Annotated in this window: 12 protein-coding genes; 7 read left to right on the top strand and 5 right to left on the bottom strand. The window is 72.3% G+C overall.

All coding sequences use genetic code 11. The features are described 5' to 3' along the window. Positions 1 to 687: 687 nt before the first annotated feature. Together deoC and Vau01_RS57740 are read right to left on the bottom strand one after the other, a co-directional pair. Entirely contained in the window at positions 688 to 1,392 is a 705-nt protein-coding gene (deoC, locus tag Vau01_RS57745; protein WP_204011883.1) for a deoxyribose-phosphate aldolase, read from the bottom strand. A gap of 14 nt (positions 1,393 to 1,406) precedes the next feature. After that, positions 1,407 to 2,120: a GntR family transcriptional regulator gene (locus Vau01_RS57740; protein ID WP_239152926.1), complete on the bottom strand. Its 714-nt coding sequence runs from the start codon at positions 2,118 to 2,120 to the stop codon at positions 1,407 to 1,409. 157 nt (positions 2,121 to 2,277) lie between these two features. Here Vau01_RS57740 and Vau01_RS57735 point away from each other — a divergent pair, with 157 nt between their 5' ends. Genes Vau01_RS57735 through Vau01_RS57720 form a run of 4 tightly spaced genes read left to right on the top strand, consistent with a single transcriptional unit; the run spans position 2,278 to position 14,609 of the window. Beyond that, a complete protein-coding gene (locus Vau01_RS57735; protein ID WP_204011882.1) occupies positions 2,278 to 4,011 on the top strand; it encodes a glycoside hydrolase family 6 protein in 1,734 nt (577 codons plus the stop codon). A gap of 51 nt (positions 4,012 to 4,062) precedes the next feature. Further along, the gene (locus tag Vau01_RS57730) at positions 4,063 to 7,203 is read left to right on the top strand and encodes an FG-GAP-like repeat-containing protein (RefSeq protein ID WP_204011881.1); all 3,141 of its coding nucleotides are present in this window, start codon (positions 4,063 to 4,065) and stop codon (positions 7,201 to 7,203) included. A gap of 15 nt (positions 7,204 to 7,218) precedes the next feature. Then, the gene (locus tag Vau01_RS64920; RefSeq protein ID WP_204011879.1) at positions 7,219 to 13,410 is read left to right on the top strand and encodes an RHS repeat domain-containing protein; all 6,192 of its coding nucleotides are present in this window, start codon (positions 7,219 to 7,221) and stop codon (positions 13,408 to 13,410) included. An 8-nt stretch (positions 13,411 to 13,418) separates the two neighbouring features. Next, positions 13,419 to 14,609, top strand: a complete 1,191-nt coding sequence (locus tag Vau01_RS57720) for a VldE C-terminal domain-containing protein (RefSeq protein WP_204011877.1) — start codon at positions 13,419 to 13,421, stop codon at positions 14,607 to 14,609. On the opposite strand, the gene Vau01_RS57715 is transcribed toward Vau01_RS57720, so the two are convergent. Continuing rightward, positions 14,606 to 15,352 carry an AfsR/SARP family transcriptional regulator gene (locus tag Vau01_RS57715; protein WP_204011874.1) on the bottom strand — a complete coding sequence of 249 codons (747 nt, stop codon included), beginning with the start codon at positions 15,350 to 15,352 and terminating at the stop codon, positions 14,606 to 14,608. The two genes, Vau01_RS57720 and Vau01_RS57715, sit on opposite strands and share 4 nt — an antisense overlap. A gap of 193 nt (positions 15,353 to 15,545) precedes the next feature. On the opposite strand from Vau01_RS57715, the gene Vau01_RS57710 reads away from it, so the two are divergent. Continuing rightward, positions 15,546 to 16,586, top strand: coding sequence for a hypothetical protein (locus Vau01_RS57710; protein WP_204011871.1), 1,041 nt, complete (start codon positions 15,546 to 15,548; stop codon positions 16,584 to 16,586). 12 nt (positions 16,587 to 16,598) lie between these two features. Here the strand turns inward: Vau01_RS57710 and Vau01_RS57705 are convergent, their stop codons facing one another. Continuing rightward, complete coding sequence (locus tag Vau01_RS57705) at positions 16,599 to 19,571, bottom strand: BTAD domain-containing putative transcriptional regulator (protein WP_204011868.1); 2,973 nt, start codon at positions 19,569 to 19,571, stop codon at positions 16,599 to 16,601. A gap of 338 nt (positions 19,572 to 19,909) precedes the next feature. Between Vau01_RS57705 and Vau01_RS64915 the strand changes: the two genes are divergently transcribed. After that, a complete protein-coding gene (locus Vau01_RS64915; RefSeq protein WP_275424055.1) occupies positions 19,910 to 20,035 on the top strand; it encodes a hypothetical protein in 126 nt (41 codons plus the stop codon). A 421-nt stretch (positions 20,036 to 20,456) separates the two neighbouring features. Here Vau01_RS64915 and Vau01_RS64910 read toward each other — a convergent pair whose 3' ends face one another. Next, positions 20,457 to 20,906 (bottom strand): site-specific integrase, encoded by a 450-nt coding sequence (locus Vau01_RS64910; protein ID WP_275424056.1) that lies wholly within the window; start codon positions 20,904 to 20,906, stop codon positions 20,457 to 20,459. On the opposite strand from Vau01_RS64910, the gene Vau01_RS64905 reads away from it, so the two are divergent. Continuing rightward, the gene (locus Vau01_RS64905; RefSeq protein WP_275424057.1) at positions 20,832 to 21,014 is read left to right on the top strand and encodes a hypothetical protein; all 183 of its coding nucleotides are present in this window, start codon (positions 20,832 to 20,834) and stop codon (positions 21,012 to 21,014) included. The genes Vau01_RS64910 and Vau01_RS64905 overlap by 75 nt on opposite strands. Positions 21,015 to 21,330 lie beyond the last annotated feature (316 nt).

The following is a 21,330-nucleotide window of genomic DNA, read 5'->3' as shown; positions in this document are numbered from 1 at the left end:
GGACGGATGGACCTCGACGACGCCGTACGGGCGGGGAACACCGACGGATTCGCCATCCTGCCGGGATTCGTCCCCGCCGACGAGCTGGCGCCGGCGGTGGCCGAACTGGGGACGATGTTCCCGTCTCGACACAGTGGGTCCTGTTGAGCTCAGCCCTTTCGATCGCCTGCGCATGCGTCTCTCTGGTGTTGCTCCGCTAGGCCGGGCGGATAGCGGCATGGCAGTACGCTGCGACGCCCCACCGGTCAAAAGACACGGTGTCCTCGCAGCAGAATTGGCAGCTCCTCATGGGCGAGCGAAACTGCGGGTTTGGGAGTTGGCGGAAGAGGGACGAGGAAGCGGGCACGTGGCTGAAGGCCGCGATCGTTCGTGGCGTTGTCACCGCCGACTCGTCAAATTGCGCACCGGCTGCGAGGCCGCATCAGCCACCTCAAACACCGCTACGGCTGGCACCGCACCCGCCTGACCACCCTCGCAGCCGACCAGACGCGGTAACCCCAGCCGCCCCCCTTGACTCGACGAGGACCTGGGCGACCGCCGCTTGTGGCCGGCTCTGCCGGAGAAGGTAAGCCGGAACCACCCCATCGAGGTGGGCCCGAGGTCAGCGATAGTCTCCCGTTCAGAGACAACCCCGTGATAGGGAAAGGTCCAGCCTGCTCGGCGCGTGCCTGCTCCGAGGCTCGCCGGTCAGTAGGCGTCTTCGGAGGCCGCCGCCGCAGCACCCGGTCGCTCGCCGCGCTCGCGGCCCGCGAGGTCATCCAGGATGGCCTCCGTGGCGGTCGCGCCGAAGCGGGTGGCGCCGGCCTGGTGGAGGGTGAGCAGGGTGTCGAGGCTGCGGACCCCGCCGGCAGCTTTGACCTCGATGTGCGCAGAGACCGTGGCCCGCATCAGCTGGATGTCGGCCAGGGTGGCGCCGCCGGGGGCGAAACCGGTGCTGGTCTTCACGAAGTGCGCACCGGCCTGTTCGGCGAGGCGGCAACCGGTGACCTTCTGCTCATCGGTCAGGTAGGCATTCTCCAGGATCACCTTGACGACGCGGCCTTGCGCAGCGGCGACCACGGCGGCGATGTCGTCGTGGACGTAGGCGGTGTCATCGCTGCGCAGCCGGCCGATGTGCAGGACCATGTCGATCTCGTCGGCACCGGTCTCGATGAGTTCGCGGGTCTCGGCGGCCTTGATCGTGGTGCAGGTGTCGCCGTGCGGAAATCCGGCCACGGTCCCGACCAGCACCCCGGTACCCGCAACAGCAGCTTTGGCGAGTCCGACGTCGGAAGGGCGGACGCACACCGAGGCGACCTGGCGGCGGGTGGCGATCTCGCAGCCGTGCCGGATGTCGTCGGTGGTCAGTTCGGGGCGCAACAGTGAGTGGTCGATCATCTTGGCGATGTTCATCGAGTTTCTCCGGGTCAGGGTGGCTGCACGTCGAAGGTGACGTGCAGGTCGTAGCGGTCGCCGACGTAGCGGCTGACGGTGTATTCCAGCGGCGCGGAGTGCTGGTCGACGATCAGCCGGGTCTCGACCAGCAGCGGTTCGCCGGCCGGGACCTGCAGCAGTTCACCGTCGCCGCCGGCTCGCTGGGCGGTCAGCCGGGAGGAACCGAGCGTGGGACGCAGCCCTTTCTCGTGCAGGGCGCGGTGCAGCGACCCGGTTTCCAGGTCGAGGTCGAGCAGCGCGTCCAGGTGGGGCGGGAAGCAGGCGTACTCGACCGCCAGCGGTACATCGTCTGCGAACCGCACCCGCACGATCGAGACCACCCGCGGCGCCGCTGCGGTCAGCTGCAACGCCGCCGCCTCCGCGGCGGAAGCGGCCCGGACCTCGCCCTCCACCAGACGCGATCGCGGGACCCGACCCCAACTGCGCACCTGATCCTGAAAACTCATCAACGTCCCCGCGGCTCGCGGCGCGGGCCGTTGCCGCACGAACGTGCCCCGCCCCTGGATCCGCTCGATGAGACCGTCAGACTCCAGAGCGTTGAGCGCCGCCCGCACCGTCATCCGGGCAACGCCGAACTCCTCGGCCAGCACCGACTCGGCCGGGACCACGTCACCTGGCCGCGCCCCGACGAGACGTGTCCGCAGCTCACGTTCGATCCGCATGTACAGCGGCGGCGCCTTGGCCACTAGGTCCTCCAGGTCATCTAGACAACCTAGAGGATTGCGCGTTCCGAGGGTCAATGTCAAACGGCAACTCCGACAGATGGCGCGGGTCCGCGGTAAGTCCGCGGGAAGCGGCACTGCCTAGCCTCGGACGGATCCGCGTGTGCGTTGGGGGAGGGTCATGAAGACGCTGGTATTGGTCGCCGTTGTCGCGGGCACTCTCGGGACAGCCGGCTACACCGAGGTTGCCGCCGTCGCGAAGGTCGACACCATCGGGGTGTACCGCGCGAGCGACCGGCAGGTGTTCCTGCGGACTACGCTCGGCTCCGGGGCGGGTGACGTGCCCGGCTTCAGCCCGGTCGGCGCCGCCACCGACGTGCCGGTCGTCGGCGACTGGAACGGCGACGGTGTCGACAGCCTGGGGTACTTCCGGCCGTCGGACGCGAGCTTCCACCTGCGCAACGCCCTTGACGGCGCCGGGCCGCCCGACGTGTCGTTCACCGCGGCCGAGTTCGCCCGCGCCGGCGACGTGCCGGTCGCCGGTGACTGGGACGGCGACGGCCGCGACACCGTCGGAACATACCGGCCGTCGGACCACATGTTCCGGCTGCGTGACGCGCTCGGCGACGGTCCGCCGAGCTACCCGGCGTTCGCCTCGGGGCAGGCCGGCGACGTACCGGTCGCCGGTGACTGGGACGGCGACGGCCGCGACAGCGTCGGGGTGTTCCGCACCGGCACGGGCAACTTCCACCTCCGCAATGCCCGGAACTCCGGCGCCTCCGACTACGCGTTCGACCACCCCGCGGCGAACCCGAACGACTCACCGGTCACCGGCGACTGGGACGGCGACGGCCGGGACACCGCCGGCGTGCTCCGCGCCGGGACGAACATGTACACACTGCTGCGCGCGAACACGGCCACCGCGGCGACGCACCCGACGTTCGCATACGGCCGGCCCGGTGACCGACCACTCGCGGGCGACTGGCGGCTCGACGTCACCGCGCCGACGCCCGCGCAGCTCGGCGCCGCGTACGGCTTCTACGTCGACCCGGACTCCAACCCGATGCTGTGGGTGAACGCCAATCCGGGGGACTCCCGGGCCGCGACGATCCGCGCGGCGGTGGCGAACCGGCCGATGGGCCGCTGGTTCGGCGAGTGGAGCGGCGACATCGGTACGGCCGTCACCGCGTACGTGTCGGCCGCCCTCGCGCGCGGGCCGCTCGGGCAGGTGCCCGTCCTCGTCGCCTACAACGTGCCCAACCGTGACTGCGGCGGAGCGTCCGGCGGCGGCGCGGCCGACGCGGCCGCGTACCGGGTGTGGATCTCGGCGTTCGCGGCCGGGATCGGCGACCGGCCGGCGGTCGTGGTGCTCGAACCGGACGGGGTGGCACAGCTGTCGTGCCTGCCGGATGAGCAGACCAGGCAACAGCGACGGGAACTGTTGACGTACGCGGCCCAGCAGCTACGCACCCGGGCGCCGCGTGCGTGGGTGTACCTCGATGGCGGCAATGCCACCTGGATCCCCGCCGGCACGATGGCCGACTGGCTGGTGAGCGCGGGCGTCACCGAAACGCGCGGTTTCTCCGTCAACGTGTCGAACTTCTATCCGACGGCGCAGTCGGTGGCGTACGCGAACGACGTCACCGGACACCTGGGCGATCGGCACGGCTTCGGCGCCCGGTTCGTCGTCGACACGTCCCGCAACGGCTCCACCAACCCGGTGACGCCGGGCGAGTGGTGCAACCCGCCGGGGCGGAAGATCGGCCGGCCGTCGACGGTCGACGCCGCACCCGCGGAGATGACGCTGTGGCTGAAGATCCCGGGGGATTCCGACGGGCCGTGCGGCACCGCCCCCGGCGTTCCGGCCGGGACGTTCAGTCCCGCACTGGCGATGAACCTGATCAACGGGGTATGAGGTCAGCCGGCGGTTAGTGCGCGGACATCGACCAACGGCACTGTGTTAGTCATGCGTTGGCTGACGTCGGCACTGGTGCTGGTCATTGTCGCGGGCGCCACCCCGGCGCCCGCCGCCCGGCCGGTGGCGGGCGCATCGGGCACGGCCCCGGGGCAGCCGCCCGCGGCCGCGGTCACCGAGGGGTCGGCGCTCGCCCTCGCCCGTGCGGGCGGGCGGCGGGTCGAGGTCCTCGGCGGGCGGACGGAGACCGAGCAGCTGTTCGCGAACCCGGACGGCACGTTCACCGTCGACATCGACCGGGTGCCGCAGCGGGTGCGCCGGGGCACCGGCTGGGTGCCGGTCGACGCCACCCTGATCCGCCGGCCCGACGGCCGCATCGAGCCCCGGGCGTCCACGGTGGACACCGTGTTCTCCGGCGGCGGCGACGCTCCCCTGGTCGAGCTGGCGCGGGCCGGCCGGTCGGTGGCCCTGTCCTGGCCGGGTCGGCTGCCGACGCCCGTCCTCGCCGGCGACACCGCCACCTACGCCGACGTCCTACCCGGTGTCGACCTGCGGATGACCGCCGATGTCGGCGGCTTTTCCCAGGTGCTCGTCGTGAAGACGGCCGCCGCGGCGCGCCACCCCGCGCTGCGCGAGTTGCGCTTCGGTGTCCGCACCGCCGGCGCCGAGCTGCGGGCCGGATCCGACGGCACGCTCGCGCTGCGGGAGGCCACCGGCGCCACGGTCTTCGGCACCGGCACCCCGACGATGTGGGACTCGCCGGCCTCGTCCGACCGGGCCAGGCCCGGAATGGAGGCCCGTCAGGCGCCGATGGCGGTGCGAGTCGAGCCGGGGGCGCTCGTCGTCGTCCCGGACGCCGCGATGCTCACCGACCCGGCTGCCCGGTTCCCGCTGCACATCGATCCGGCGTTCACCTCGGCGCAGAATGCGTGGACGTCGGTGTGGCGCAAGTACCCGACGACGTCCTACTGGAACCGCTCCTCGATCAACCCGGAGGACGGTTCCAAGGGGGTGGTGCGGGCCGGGTACGAGTCCGACGAGGGCAATCTGGTCCGGTCGTTCTTCCGGATGCCCACCTCGGCGATCGCCGGCCGGCACATCCTCTCGGCGGTGTTCCGGATGTTCGAACTGCACTCGTGGTCGTGCCAGGCGCGGCCGGTGGAGTTGTGGCACTCCAGCGGCATCAGTTCGGCGACGACGTGGAACACCCAGCCGCCGCTGTACGAGCGGATCGCGGTGCTCAACACGGCCAAGGGCTACAGCTCGTCGTGTCCGGCCGGTGGGATCGAGTTCAACGCGACGCGGGCGGCGCAGATCGCGGCCGGTGACTCGGCGCCGAGCATCACGCTGGGCGTGAAGGCGCAGAACGAGTCGGACACGTTCGCGTGGAAGCGGTTCCGCAACAACCAGACCATGTCGGTGACGTACAACAGCTATCCGACGCGGCCGACGAAGCTCAGTACCGATCCGAGCACGCCGTGCTTCTCCGGCGCCGACACCGACCTGCCGTTCATGTCGACCCCGACGCCGACGCTCAAGGCCATTGTCGCCGACCCGGACGCCGCGCAGGGCCAGCAGGTGCGGGCCCGGTTCGAGTGGTGGGCCAAGGGCGGGGCGAAGATCGGCGAACACGTGACGGCGCTCGCCGCCTCCGGCAGCACGTTCAGCGGCACCGTCCCGGCCGGCGCGTTGGCCGACGGCGGCAGGTACATGTGGCGGGTCCGCGCCGAGGACGGCACCGACGTCAGCACGTTCAGCCCGTGGTGCGAGTTCGTCATCGACGGCACCCCGCCCGACAAGGTCCCGCTGATCACCTCCGACGGCACCTACCCGCCTGGCGGGTTCGCCGGTGGCATCGGCGTTCCGGGCGTGTTCACCCTGTCGGCGAACGGTGTTCCGGACGTGGCGGAGTACGAGTACTGGGTGCATCCGTACGGGGCGCCGGCGCGGGTCCGTCCGACGACGATCGGCGGCTCGGCGACGATCGTGGTGACACCGACCGCCGACGGCCCGCAGACGCTGTTCGCCCGCAGCCTCGACCAGGCCGGCAACCGCACGTCGGTGACACCGTGGATCGGCTACGACTTCTTCGTCGCCGGTGGCGGCACCGTGCCACGACGTCCACCCGGCGATATGAGCGGTGACGGCCGGGCCGACCCGACGTTCCTGTACGACCTCGGCGGCGGCCGGTCGGCGGTGTGGACGCTCACCTCGAAGCCCGGCGGCGGCTTCCACCCGGCGAGCGTGTCGGCCGACACCGGGCCCGGCGCGGTCAACCTCGCGGCGGCCCGCACGGCCACCGGCGACTTCGACGGTGACGGGCTGACCGACCTGCTGACCCTGCACATCGACGCCGGCAACCAGATGCGCATCAACGTCAACCGGTCGACCGGCAGCGGGTTCGCGGGCGCCGACGAGGCCTACGTCGGTTCGCCGGGCAACTGGGCCCTGGCCAGCATCAAGCTCGTCGCCGGTGACGCGGACGGCGACGGCCGCTCCGACGTGGCGATCTTCTACGGGTACTCCGGGGCGCGCACCCGCGGCTTCCTGGCCCTGTCGCAGAGCACCGCCGACGACGCGGCGCTCGGCGCGATGACCCTCTTCTACGACAGCGGGGCCGGCGGGTTCGACTGGAACAAGGCGACGTTCCTCACCGGCGACTACACCGGCGACGGCCGCGACGACATCCTCGGCCTCTACGACCTCGGCACCACGTTCCGGGCCTGGGTGTGGGTCGCCGGCACCGACGCCGAGGGCGAGCCGGTGCTGATGCCCGCGGTCTGGTACAACGCGGTCGCGAACTGGGGGAACTTCGCCAGCGCGAAGTGGCTGGCGGGGGACTGGGACGCCGACGGCGACGACGACCTCATCATGGTGTACGGCTACACCGGCGCGGCAACCAGCGTATTCACACAGACCTCGACGGGCAGTTCATTCACCGAACGCGTGGAGCGGTGGGACAACCGCGACGCCACCAGCGGCGTCAACGAGTTCGACGGCACCCGGTACAAGGTGACGATCGGCGACTGGGACGGCGACGGTGACGCCGACGTCGGCTGCTGGTACTCCCAGCCCGGCGGGGTCGTGCAGTTCTTCCAGATCCCGTCCACGCGCACCGCGTACGGCCCGGCGTCGGGACCGTGGAGGTCGCCGGCCGGGGTCGTCGCGTGGGCCTCGCTCACCGCCGTCTGACCGCATGGAGGAATGATGAGACGCCACGTTCTCCTGGCGGCCGTGCTGATCCTCGTGGTGAGCAGTGGCGTGGTGACCGCGCTGCGGGTGGCCGGCGTCGGGCTGTTCGCACCGGACCTCCCGGCCGGCGAGCGGTCGGTCGCCGGCGTGCGGGTTCCGGTGCTGCCGCCGGGTAAGGACGCCACGACCGGGCGGTTGGTCGGTGAGGTGTCGGCGGCGCGGTGGCCGGCCGGGTCGGCGTCGGTGATTCCCACCGCGGACGGGGCGCGGGCCGGCGGCCTGCCGGTGGTGGTGCGGCGACTGTCCACGAAGGACGGTGCACCGGTGACGGTGGACGTGCTGGGCCGGGCCGATACCGCACGGGCCGGGGTGACCGGGTTGCTGATGCGGCTGCGCGGTGCCGGCGGCCCACTCGGCGTCGAGGTGGACACGCGCGGGTTCCGGGACGCCTACGGCGGTGACTGGGGGACGCGGCTGGGCCTGGCCGTGTATCCGTCGTGTGTGCTCACCGAGCCGGCCCGGGACGAGTGCCGTGCCCCGGCCGTGGTGCCGTCGCGTCAGCGTGACGGCCGCGTCTCCGGTGAGGTGCCCGACGGGGCGGTGGTGGCCGTGCAGGCGGCGCCGGGCGGCACCGCCGGTGACTTCGCGGCGTCCACCGTGGAGCCGGCGGGTAGCTGGTCGGCGGGTGGCGCGTCGGGGGACTTCACGTGGTCGTACCCGCTGGACATGCCGCCGGGGGTCGCGGGTGGAGCGCCGGACCTCAGCCTGGGTTACTCGGCGGCGTCGGTGGACGGGCGAACCGCGGGAACGAACAACCAGTCGTCGTGGGTCGGTGACGGGTGGGATCTCAACGCCGGGTTCATCGAGCGGGGGTACAAGGCCTGCGCCGACGACCGGGCGGCCGGTGGGAACAACGCGACGCGCACCGGTGACCTGTGCTGGGGCACCGACAACGCCGTGGTGGTGCTGGCCGGCAAGGCCAGCGAACTGGTCCGCGACGACGGCACCGGTGCATGGCATCCGCGGGACAACGACGCCGAACGCGTGGAGCGGGTCACCGGATCCGGCAACGGCGACAACGACGGTGAGTCGTGGGTGCTGACGTCGGCCGACGGTACCCGGTACTACTTCGGGTCCGGTGCGGCGTCGACGTGGACGGTTCCGGTGTTCGGCAACCACAACGGGGAGCCGTGCCACGGGTCGACGTTCGCCGGCTCGTGGTGCCAGCAGGCGTACCGGTGGAATCTCGACCGGGTCGTCGACGCCGACGGCAACACGACCACGATGGTCTACCAGCGGGAGCTGAACCGGTACGGGCGTGCGCTGACGGCCAGCGCCGGCACCGAGTACGTACGCGGCGGATGGCTCGACCGGATCGAGTACGGCAACCGCGGCACCGGTGCGCCGACGGCGCGCGTGGTGTTCGGGGTGGCCGAGCGGTGCGTGCCGTCCGGTGCGGTCACCTGCGACCCGGCCCAACTCACGGCGGCAACGGCGAAGCAGTGGCCCGACGTGCCGTTCGACCTGAACTGCGCCGCGGGCGCCTCGTGTGCGACCTTCGCGCCGACGTTCTGGAGCCGCAAGCGGCTGGCGACGGTCACCACGCAGGTCAACGCCGGCGGGTGGAAGGACGTCGACCGGTGGACGTTCACCCACACCTACCCCGACCCGGGTGACGGCACGAAGCCGACGCTGTGGCTGGAGTCGATCCGCCACACCGGCCTCGCCGGCGGCTCGACCACCGTGCCGGAGGTGAACTTCGACGGGGTCCAGTTGGACAACCGGGTCGATGCGCTGGAAGGCATTCCGGCGATGAAACGGTGGCGGATCTCGGTGATCCACAACGAGACCGGCGGCGACCTCGGTGTGCTGTACTCCCCGGTGGAGTGCCGCCGTTCCGGCGGACTGCCGGCGGCGAACGAGTCGAACACGAAGCGGTGCTATCCGGCGTACTGGACGCCGGAGGGGGCGGAGAACCCGTCGCTGGACTGGTTCCACAAGTACGTGGTGACGCAGATGACGGCCACCGACCGGGTCGGTGGCAACCCGACCGTGGTCACCGTGTACAGCTACCTCGACGGTGCCGGGTGGCGGTTCGCCGACGACGACGGGCTGGTGCCGGAGAAGTACAAGACCTGGAACCAGTGGCGCGGCTACGGCCGGGTCCAGGTCACCACCGGTGCGGCCGGCGGCACCCAGTCGCGTAGCGAGCTCCGCTACTTCCGGGGCCTGGACGGCGACCGCACCGCCGCCGGGGGAGTCCGCAGCGTCGCCGTGGCCGCGTCGACCGGGGAGACGGTCGCCGACCACGAGGCGTTCGCCGGCGCCGTCCGCGAGGAGACCGTGAACAACGGCGTCGGCGGGCCGGTGGTCGAGACGACGATCAGCGACCCGTGGATCTCGGCACCGGTGTCGATCCGCAACCGGCCGTGGGCCAACGTGCGGGCCTACCGCACCGGAATCGCCCGCACGCAGACCCGCACCGCGGTGCCCGGCGGGTGGCGGGTCACCGAGACCCGCACCACCTTCGACGGCTACGGCATGCCGACCGCCGTCGACGACCTCGGCGACACCGCCACCGCCGCCGACGACCGGTGCACCCGCACCTGGTACGCCCGCAACACCGGCGGCCCGTGGCTGCTCGACCCGGTCAGCCGCACCCAGACCGTCGCCCGGACCTGCGCCGCCACCCCGTCGCTGCCGGCCGACGCGATCAGCGACCTGCGCTACTTCCACGACGGCTCCACCACGTTCGGTGCGACCCCGACCCGGGGCAACGTCACCGGGGTCGAGCGGCTGGCCGCCTACACCGGCACCACCCCCGTCTACAGCGTCGCGGGTCGGTCCACAGTGGACGACTACGGCCGCGTCACCGAGTCCTTCGACGCCCTGGGCCGGCGCACCACCACCGCCTACACCCCGGCCACCGGTGGACCGGTCACCCGCACCACGTCGACCAACCCCCTCGGCCACACCACCACGACCGACCTCGACCCGCTCCGCGGCGCACCGGTGTCCACTGTGGACGCCGGCGGGGCACGTACCGACGTCGCCTACGACCCGCTCGGCCGACCCGCCGCGGTCTGGCCACCCGGCCGGTCCAGGGTCGCCGGTGCCCGGGCCGGCATCGAGTACACCTACCTCGACCGGGCCACCGGACCGTCGGCGGTCAGCACGACCACGTTGCAGGCGGACGGCGGCTACCAGACCTCGCACCAGCTCGTCGACGGGCAGGGCCGGGCCCGCCAGACCCAGGCACCGGCGCCCGGTGGCGGCCGCATCCTCACCGACGTCGTCTACGACTCCCGCGGCCTGGCGGTGAAGACGAACGACGGCTACCACAACGCCGGCGCACCCGGCACCGACCTGGTCGCCGTCGCCGACAACGCCGTCCCCGAACAGACCGTGACCACCTACGACGGCGCCGACCGGCCGACCGTCTCCGCGCTGCGGCGGTACGCCGGTGAACTGTGGCGCACCACGACGACCTACGACGGCGACCGCACCTCGGTGGACCCACCCGACGGCGGCACCGCCACCACGATCGTCGAAGACGCCCGGGGACGCACGACCGAACTGCGCCGGTACACCGACGGCACGCCGTCCGGCGCCTACGACGTCACCCGGTACACCTGGACCGGCGCCGACCAGCTCGCCACCGTCACCGACCCCGCCGGCAACGTCTGGCGCTACACCTACGACCTGCGCGGCCGCCGCGTCACCGCCACCGAACCCGACACCGGCACCAGCGCCAGCGAGTACGACGACGCCGACCGGCTCACCGCCACCATGGACGCCCGCGGCGTCACGGTCGCCACCAGCTACGACGCCATCGGCCGACCCACCACCCGCACCGCCGGCTCGACCCAGTTGGCCTCGTGGACCTACGACACCCTGCGCGCCGGCGCACCGACGTCGTCGACGCGGTACACCCCGGCCGGTGCGTTCGTCACCGCGGTCACCGGATACGACAACGCCGGCCGACCCACCGGCTCCTCGACCACCGTGCCCGTCGGCGCCGGACGCCTGGCCGGCACCTACACCAGCAGCGTCACTTACGGCGTCACCGGGCTGCCGGCCACCCGCACCTACCCGGCCGTCGGCGACCTGCCCGCCGAGACCGTCACGATGTCCTACGACGCGTTGAGCAACCCGACGACGGTCACCGGCGCAGCGCCCTACGTCTCCGAGACGCTCTACACCCCGCTCGGCCAGGTCTCCCGGGTCGCCTCCGGCGCGACCGGCAAACGGGTCTGGCGCACGCTCCACTACGAGGAGGGCACCCGCCGTCTGGCCCGCGCCGTCACCGACCGGGAAACCAGCGCCGGCGCCCGCGTCGGCGACACCGCCTACGGCTACGACCCGGCCGGGAACATCACCCGGATCGCCGACACCCCGACCGGCGGCGCCAGCGACGTCCAGTGCTTCACCTACGACCATCTCCAGCGACTCACCGAGGCCTGGACCCCCGCCACCGACTGCGCCGCGCCGCGGGCCGCTGGCGCGCTGACCGGCCCGGCACCCTACTGGCTGTCCTACGCCTACGACCCCGCCGGCAACCGCGCCCGGGAAACCAGCCACGCTCTCGCGGGCGACACCGTCCGCCGGTACACCTATCCCGCCGCCGGTGCCGCCCAGCCGCACGCCCTGACCTCGGTCACCACCGACGGTCCTGGCGGCAGCCGCACCGAGGGCTGGTGGTGGGACCCGGCCGGGAACATGGTCACCCGCGGCTCCCAGGTGCTGGAGTGGGACCACGAGGGCCGCACGGCCGCGGTCAACGACCCCGCCGGGCGCACCTCCTTCGTCTACGACGCCGACGGGGTGCGGCTTATGCGCCAGGCACCCACCGGCAGCACGCTCTACCTGGACGGCCAGGAACTGACCGCCACCACCGGCGGGCAGCTCCTCGCCACCCGCTACTACCGGCACGGCGACGCCACCGTCGCGGTCCGCACCTCGGGCGGGCTGAGCTGGCTCGTCACCGACCACCAGGGAACCGGGCAACTCGCGCTGACGGCCGACGCCCTCACCGTCACCCGACGCCGGTACACCCCGTTCGGCGCCGAACGCGGCACCGCCGTCGCATGGCCGTCCGAGCGCGGCTTCGTCAACGGGACGGACGACCGCAGCACCGGCCTGGTACAGCTCGGCGCCCGCCAGTACGACGCGGCCATCGGTCGGTTCGTCTCACCCGACCCGCTCGTGGTGTTCGACGACCCGCGCACCCTCGACCCGTACGGCTACGCGCTGAACAGCCCGGTCACCTACGACGACGCGAGCGGCCTGCTCGCCCTCGGCGGCGGCGGTGCCGGCGGCATCGCGCGCGGCCGGCCCAAGGCGGGCGGGACCGAGGGCGGCGCCCGCGGGAAGGCGGGCGGTGGCGGTGCGGGCGGCAAGGTACGCCGCTACAAGCGTGTGGGGAAGGTCAGCGTCGGCGGCGCCCGCGGCAAGGCGACCCGGAAGGTCAGGCCGAGCGGCGGCGGACGCGCCAAGAGCTGGCGGAGCAGTGGCGGCAACGGCAACCGGATCCACTGGGCCGGTGGCCGTGGGAGCGCGTTCGGGTTCGGCTGGAGCAGCGGCGGTGGGGGCGCGACGGGCGCCTGCGACGGCGAGGGGTTCCACTCGACGAACACCTGCCACGCCGACTTCCTGTGGAAGGTGAGCCGGGCCGTGCGGTGCCTCGGCGGCACGATCTGCCGGAAGGACAAGGACGAGCCGCGACCCGGCCGCGACACGGGCATCTTCGACTACGTCCCGAACCCGTTCATGCCGTACATGCCGTACACGCAGTTCCGCTCGGTACAGCTCTGCATCGGCATCATGGGCGGCGGCGGCCCCGGCCTGGGCGGCGAGGGCTGCATCATCCTCGACGGCCATGGAAAGGTCGCGGTCAGCGTCGGCTACAAGGCGGCTTACGTGCCGGTCGGGATCAGCGCGGGCCCGAGTGTCGGGGTGTCGACCGGGTATGTCGAGGACGCGGCCGGCAAGAACACGTACGGCGAGTTCGCCGGGGAGTACCGGAAAGTCGGCGGCAACGTCGGTGTGTCCAAGAGCGACGGACCCGGCGGGGCGTGGACCGTGCAGGGCGGGATCAGCGGCGGCTACAGCGCGCCTTTCAGCCCACCCGCTTATCCGTCTGCCGGCAGAAGTGGTAGCAGCACCTGGGTCATCGGTGACATCCGGGACTGGTTCTTCGAGTGGTGAGGAAGGCTATGGGACGAACTCTCGGTGCGGCGTTCGCCGCTGTCGTCACCGCCGCCGCGGTGGTGCTCATGCCGGTGACCGCGCACGCCGCCACGCCGCCGGCGACCCCGCCGTTCAACCGGGCGATCGACGGATACGCCGCCAACGACCCGGTGACGAGCTGCGACGCCGGGATCAAACCCGGCCTGCAGGACTTCCGGTCGTTCATCAAGAACCGGTACGGGCTGGGCAACACCATCGACTTCGTCGTGGGCTGCGACCTGAGCGGGCCCGGCGGCCACGACCAGGGCCGCGCCTGGGACTGGGGCAACGACGTCGGTGACCCGGCCGACGTCGACAAGGTGGACACCGTGCTGGGCTGGCTGCTGGACACCGACGTCTACGGCAACCGGCACGCGATGGCCCGCCGCCTCGGGATCAACTTCATCATCTGGAACCGGCGGATCATCTTCCTGACGCCGGGCGGCGCCAAGACCTGGGAGCCGTACTCCTGCAACGGATCGGCCAGTTCCTGTCACACCAACCACGTGCACTTCGAGATGAGCTGGGCCGGTGCCCGTCGCCAGACCACGTGGTGGACGGCCCGCCAGCCGGACCACCCGGGCGTGTTCCGGCCGGGTCCGAACGACTGGTTCTTCCGTGGTTCGGGCACCATGGCCGACTGGGGTCAGCCGGGCGACCTGCCGGTCGCCGGTGACTGGGACCGTGACGGGATCGACGAGCCGGGCGTGTTCCGGCCGTCCGAGCGGCGCTGGTACCTGCACGGCAACGGGACGGTCGACGGCTGGGGTGAGCCCGGCGACCTCCCCGTCGCCGGCGACTGGAACGGCGACGGGATCGACGAGCCGGGCGTGTTCCGGCCGTCCGAGCGGCGCTGGTACCTGCGTGGCGCCGGAACCGTCGACGGCTGGGGTGAGCCGGGTGACCGGCCGGTCGCCGGTGACTGGGACGGCGACGGCGTCGACGAGCCCGGTGTCTTCCGGCCGGGCACGCTGTCCTGGCATCTCCGCGGCCGCGGCGGCGTCGCCAACTGGGGGCTGGCCGACGACCAGCCGGTGGCCGGTGACTGGGACGGCGACGGCGTCGACGAGCCCGGTGTCCGGCGCCCCGGAACCAAGGAGTGGTACTTCCGCACCCGGCCGAAGGTCACCGAGTGGGGCGAGCCCGGCGACCTCGCCGTCGCCGGCAACTGGTCCTAACCGATTCGATGAGCGGGCAGGACGTGCTGGCGCAGGATCCGCAGGTGCGCCTCGCGCAGTTGCGGACCCGGTTCGAGGCCCAGTTCGTCGGCGAGCAGCCGGCGGGTGGAGGTGACGACCGCCAGCGCGTCCGCCTGCCGGCCGGACGCCGCCAGCACCAGCGCCAACTGCGCCTGCACCCGCTCGTCGAACGGCACCGCGCGGGCGACGTCATCGAGGAACGGCAGGGCCGACTCCGGTTCACCGGCTTCCAGCGACGTCTCGGCCAGCCGGACGGCGGCCTCCTCCCGCAGCGCCTCCAACCGGCGTACCGCCGCTCGCTGCTGCAACGCCGCCGGTGCGTCGTAGCCGATCCGGCCCCGCCAGAGCGACAGCGCCGAGGACAGCAGGTCGATGCGCGCGCTCGGGTCGACGGCGGCGTTCGCGGCCGCCAGCCGGCGGCGGAACTGCCCGGCGTCGACGAGCAGCGGGTCGACGTCGAGGGCGTAGCCGTGCGGGGTCAGGTCGAGCCGGTGCCCGCCGTGCTGACGCAGCCACCGGCGCAGTCTGTGCACCGAGACGTGGATCGTGGGCGGCGCGCTGCTGGCCCGGCCGCGGCTGAAGATGTCCAGCAACTGTCCCGGCGGGACGGGCTCGCCCTCGATGAGCAACAGCAGCAGCAGCGCGCGCAGTTTCGGTGCGGTCAGAGGGCCGGCCGGCGACGTCCTCCACACCGCGAGCGGGCCCAGGACACCGAATTCCATCGCCACCTCACCCCGCACCGCGCCTTTTCCGTGCGCATCAGTATGGACACCGACGACGGTCGATTCGCTTAATCGGTCTCATCTGCGGTGGAAGGCGAAATCCCGTACTCGTCCCGTACCGCGGTCCCATCGAATCTGACCTATAGGAGGAACGTTGTACCGACGAACGTGCACTCAGAGGATCGCCGGCGACGTGATCGTTGCAGTCCTGGCTGCGGCGGGCGGGATGCTGCCGCACGGCACCGGCCGGGCCGCCGTTCACACCGGCGCGCAACCGGCGCCGTTCAGTGCCGCCGAGTGGCTGTGGAGTCCGGTACCGGCCAATCCGCGGCTGGATCCCCACAGTGCGACGTGGGCGTCGTACCTCGCTGGTGGGGCGAAGGTCCTGAACACCTACGACTACGGCGCGCCGTCCTACTACACGCACGACGCGGCCGGCAACCGGCGACCGGGACGATGGCAGAACATCACCGTGACGCACACGGAGTGGGGCGGCAACCCCTTCGCGGCCTACAACCCCGTCTGGATCCCGGACGACGCCGCACCGTCCCCGCAGTCCGACGCCGCCATGACCATCGTCGACCCCGTCCGTAACCTGACGTTCGAGTTCTGGGAGGCCCGCCGCGACGCGGCCGGCACCTGGGTCGCGGGCTGGGGAGGGGTGCTGTACCTGGGTGGCCGCGGGAACCGGAACACCGGCGGCCAGGAGACCGGCCAGCACGGCGGCGTCGGCGCGGGCGTGTCCCGGGTCGCCGGCCTGGTGACGCGGGCGGATATCCAGGCCGGCGTCATCAACCACGCACTGGTGTTCGCCACCGACATCGCCGCACCGACCACCGTCCGGTACCCCGCCACGAAGACCGACGGCTGGAACAACGCTGGTGTGGCCACGCCGATACCGGAAGCCGCCCGCATCCAGCTCGACCCGGCCGCCGACATCTCCCGGCTCACCGGTTACCAACGGATGATCGCCCAGGCCCTGAAGACGTACGGGGCGTACGTCATCGACAACGGCGGAGCCCGCGTGTCCGTCATCGCGGAGGGGCAGGACCCCGCCGGCCCCCGGACCGGCCTGCCGTACTTCTCCACCACCACGCCCGTGCCCGGCAACCCCGTCTTCACCGGATCGACGTTCTGGAACGCCGGCATGCGTGACACCACGAGCGGCTACCAGTCCCTGGCCACCATTCCCTGGCACCAGGTCCGCGTCCTGGCGACCTGGAACGGCCGGTGACCCGACCTCCGATCACGGCTCGCCGGTGACGCCGTCGGCGGTGAGCCGGGAGCGGGCCTCGGCCGCGTCCGGGTGTTTGAGGTCGGTGAGGATGAGCAGGGCCTGCTGCCAGCTCTCGCGCGCCGCGCGGGCGTCGCCGGAGGTCCGCTGCGCGTCGCCCAGGTACAGCAGCGTTTCGCCCTCGTTGTAGCGGTCGCCCAGCGTGCGGCACAGCTCCACCGAACGGAGGTAGCAGTCCACCGCCTCGGCGTGCCGGCCCAGGTGCCGGTACGCGTATCCCAGGCTGGCCCAGGTGCCGGCCTCGCCACGCGGGTTGCCCAGGACGCGGTGCATGGCGATCGCCTCGCGGCAAAAGCCCAGCGCACGCTCGTGGTCACCGGAGAGCGTGTGATACCAGCCGACCGCGTTGAGCGCTCGGGCCTTCCCGGCATCGTCGCCGGCGCCGAGAAACAGCACCAGCGCCTCCTCGGCGTGGCCCAGCGCCGCGCGATGGCGGTCCTGCCGGGCGAGCGTGCGGGCGAGTTCGAGATGGGCACGACCCTGCCCGGCCGGGTCGTCCAGGGCGCCGCAGAGGTCGAGGGCATGCCGGAGGTGGACGATGGCCTCGTCGTACTCAGCCAGGCGGGTGCACGCGAAGCCAAGGTCGTACCGGGCCTGCGCCTGGCCGGCCAGGTCACCCGTGCGGGTCGCGGCGGCGAGCGCGGTGCGCTGGCTCGTAGCGAGGTCGTGCCAGCGGCCCTGGCGGTCGAGAACCTCGACGAGGGCACCGGCCAGCAGCCGACAGTGGGTGTCGAACCCCTCGTCGTGAGCCTGACCCACCGCGGCGAGCAGGGGGCCGGCCTCGGCGGTGAACCACGCCATGGCACGGTCGTGATCGCCGATCTCCTCCGCGCCGGCGCCCGGCACGGGTTCGTCGAGCAGGACCGGCCGGCGATGCGGGTAGAGCCTGATGGCGGCGCGGTGTGCGGTGTGCAGGTAGTGGTCAAGGAGCCGGTGCAGCGCCGCGGTCCGGCCGGCGGCCTGGGCCAGTTCGGCCGCGTACGCCCGCAGCAGGTCGTGCAGCGTGAACCGGCCCGGAACCGCCTCGGTGACGAGGTGGGCACGGGCCAGTTCGGCGAGCAGCGGTTCCACGTCGGGCGGGGGCAGGCCGACGAGGGCGGCCGCGGCGGCGCTGGAGATGTCCGGGCCGGTGGCCACGCCGAGGTGCCGGAACAGCCGCGCCGCGCGCGGGCTCAGCGACTGGTACGACCAGGAGAACACCGTCCGCGGGTCGGTGGTCGGATCGTCGCCGGCGAGGCCGTCCAGGCGGCGTGACGCGTCACCGAGGCGCCCGGCAACCGCGCCGAGGGTGAACTGCGGATGCAGCGCGGCGCGCGTGGCCACCACCGAGAGGGCCAGCGGCAGACCGGCGCACTGCCCGACGATCGCGTCCGCCGCCTCCGGCTCCGCGTTGACGCGCCGTGCCCCGAGCCGGGCGACGAGCAGGTCGCGGGACTCGCCGGGACCGAGGAGACCGAGCGTCACCGGCAGGGCGCCTTCGGCCGCGACCAGGCCGGCCATCTGGTCGCGGCTGGTGACGACGGTCAGGCAGCCGGGGGTGCCGGCCAGCAAAGGCCGCACCTGGTGGGCGGAGCGCGCGTTGTCCAGAATCACCAGCAGCCGCCGACCGGCCAACCGGGACCGGAAGGCCGCCGCCAACGCGTCGAGGCCGGAGGGTACCCGTTGCGGCGGCACACCGAGCGAGCACAGGAAGTCCCGCAACGCCTCCCGGGGGTCGACGGCGGAGCCACGCGGGTCGAAACCGCGCAGGTTGATGTAGAGGCAGCCGTCGGGGAAGCGGTCCGCGACGTGATGTGCCCAGCGCACCGCGAGGGTGGTCTTGCCGACGCCACCCGAGCCGGACAGAAACGCGACCCGCGGGCGGTCGCCGTCGGTCAGCAGGCCGTCGAGCGTCGCGAACTCCGCGGCGCGACCGGCGAAGTGCGCGATCGGGGCCGGAAGCTGCCGAGGGATCGGCAGGTCGCCGGGGTCGCCCTGCCGCAGGATGCGCCGGTGGGCGGCGATGACCTCGTGGTCCGGGTCGACGCCGAGTTCGTCGGCCAGCCGGCGGCGCAGCCCGGCGAAGATCTGGAAGGCGGCGGCCTGCCGCCCGCTGCCGGCAAGGGCGATCATCAGCCGGGCGTGGGCGGCGCCGTCGAGCGGGTCGGCCGCGGTGAGTTCCCGCAGCAGCGGCACGACCTCGGCGTTGCGGTCGCTGCGGGCGGCCGCGTCGGCGTAGGCGAGCACAGCCACCGCCCGCTCCCGCTCCACGGCGAGCACCGCTGGGTGGCCGCGCAACGGCTCGACGTCGGCCAGCAACGGCCCGCGCCACCGGGCCAGAGCCCGTGCGAACAGCTCGCAGGCCCGGCCTGGCGACGTCGGTGCCGCATACGTCGCGGTGCGTACGTCGTGGCGGAAGGCGAGCAGGTCGAGGTCGACCTCGTCGGGCACGAGCCGGTATCCGCCGGGCACTGCGGTCAGGAGCGGGTCTGCCGCCACCCGGCACAGGGCGCGGCGCAACCGGCTCACGTGCACCTGTACCGCGTTGGCCGCCGACGCCGGTGCGGCGCCGGCCTCCCCCCACATCGCGTCCACCAGAGCGGCACGGCTGACCGCTTCGCCGACCCGCACCGCGAGCAGACCGAGCACCACACGTTGCCGTATCGGGCCGAGGCCGACCGGGATATCGCCGCGACGAAGTTCGAGCGGCCCGAGGACTCCGAGCCGCGGGAGCGGCGGGGCGGTGACCGGTGCGCCGTCGAGATCCACGTCGAGCCCGGCGGCGAGCCGGCGCAGGACGTCGCGGTCGGGGCGCAGCGTGCGGCCCTGCTCGATGTCGCGCACGGTGCCGACGCCTACTCCGGCCCGGGCGGCGAGCTGTCTCTGCGTCAGTGCGGCCCGGTGGCGGGCCACCGCAAGCCATCGATAAGCCTCACTTCGCCGCATCGTCCACAGGATAAACCGGCGGGCGCGGTTCCTTCAGGGCAGGGTCAGGCCTGTCTGGCGACCACTGAGCACCGCATTCCGACCACTCGCGCACATCGTTCCCCGCACACGGTCGCCGCCGGGGTGCGGGTGGGCGGCTGCGCTCAGCACCAGCCGGGCCGGGTCGATCCACAAGGCGTGGTGACCCTGACGAGGTGGGTGCGGCGGACTCGGTCGGCGACGGGTCTGGCCGTGGTGGTCGTGGTGGTCAGTCTGCTGGTCGCGGCGACGGTCGGCGCGGCATTGGCTGGGGGCAGCGTGCGAACGCCCAGCAGCAGCTAGAGCGGGGGGCCACGCTGGTGGCCGAGGCGGTGACCGGTGAGGCCGGCCGCTACGTCGACACGCTGCGCACCGTCGCCGCCGCCGTGGGCGCCGGATCATCCAACGCCGGACGAACAGGGCACTGGCAGCCCGCCAACCGGTGAGAGCGCTGCCGTGTCCGCTCCCGCAATTCGTGCCGATGGAGCAACAGGGGCGCTGCCTGAGAAAAAGGGGGCCGACGCGATTGACAAGCCGCCTTAATCTACGAGGCCCCCTCCGCGAGGACCATGAACATTCTTTCGCGGCGTGGCAGTTCGTCTGAGGAGTCCGCGGCGGCGTGCGAACGACCACCACCGCCTTGGCGGCGAACACCGCGTCGGAGAGTCCGGCGAGTTGGCGTCGCGGTCACGGATCACGAACCGGTACGCGGTGATCCGATTGCCGAGATCCATCACCAGATCGCGGACCCTGTAGGTGCAGGGTCGCGAATCCTTCGCCGATCTGACCTCGCTCGGTCAACCTGACATCGTCAGTGTGATCCCGGCGAGGAGGACCTCCCCGGGGATCCCTAGCTCGAACCGCTGTTCAACCGTCAGACCGACCGGCTTTGGGTCGTCGCCGAACGAGTGGGATGTTTTGCGTGCCCCCGCGGCGCACCGTCGTGAGCGGGCCGTATGGCCGTGGGCTATGCGGCTTTGATCTTGGGTGTCGCGTGGGTCTCATGGATGCGCGGCACTTCCGCGAGCGGCGCCCCTTGCGGGATCGCTTGGGGCGTATCGGTTCCGGTCCGGTCGGCAGGTCGGGTGCTGCGGATTTCGGTGGGCCGATCTTGGATCGGTATCGCCGGCCCGGATTGCGGGCGGCGGCTTGGAGGACGAGCCGGGCGGTAGCCTCGGTCACCTTGAAATGCAGTTCGAGCAGCACGCTGGTGTACATGCCGGCGGTCGGCACGATGCTGGTGTGCCCGAGCTGCTCCTGCACGGTCTTCAGATCCGCACCGGCGGCGTGGGCCATTGTCCCCGCGCCGTGGCGCAGGTCGTGCAGCCGCACCGGCGGCAGCCCAGACAGCTCGACGAGACGGCGGAACCGGCGGGGATCCAGTCCGGGTGCAGCGGTGCGCCGTCGTCGGTGGCGAACACGTAGCCGATGTCGTGCCGCGCCTGGCCGGCGGCACCTCCGCGGCGACGTCGGACGGCGGCCGGACCATCAGCGAGGTTTCCGGACGCGGCCGCCCTGGACGGCGCGCGGCGCGCCTCCGCTTGGCGAAGACCGTTGATCAACCTGGGTGGTGACGGGTCGGTCGGTACGCCGAAGTCGGTCGGCTATATCGAGGCCGTCGCGTGGGCGCTTTCGCGGATGACTCGCTTGACTTTCAGCGGCCGCAATTGGATTCTCACGTCCTGCTTTCGCGGCAGAACACGCAAGTACGCGTAGACTTCAAGTAGAAATTGAACTCTGG

The organism is Virgisporangium aurantiacum (assembly GCF_016863635.1).
GTDB lineage: Bacteria > Actinomycetota > Actinomycetes > Mycobacteriales > Micromonosporaceae > Virgisporangium > Virgisporangium aurantiacum.
This window is presented reverse-complemented; position numbering and strand designations above follow the sequence as displayed.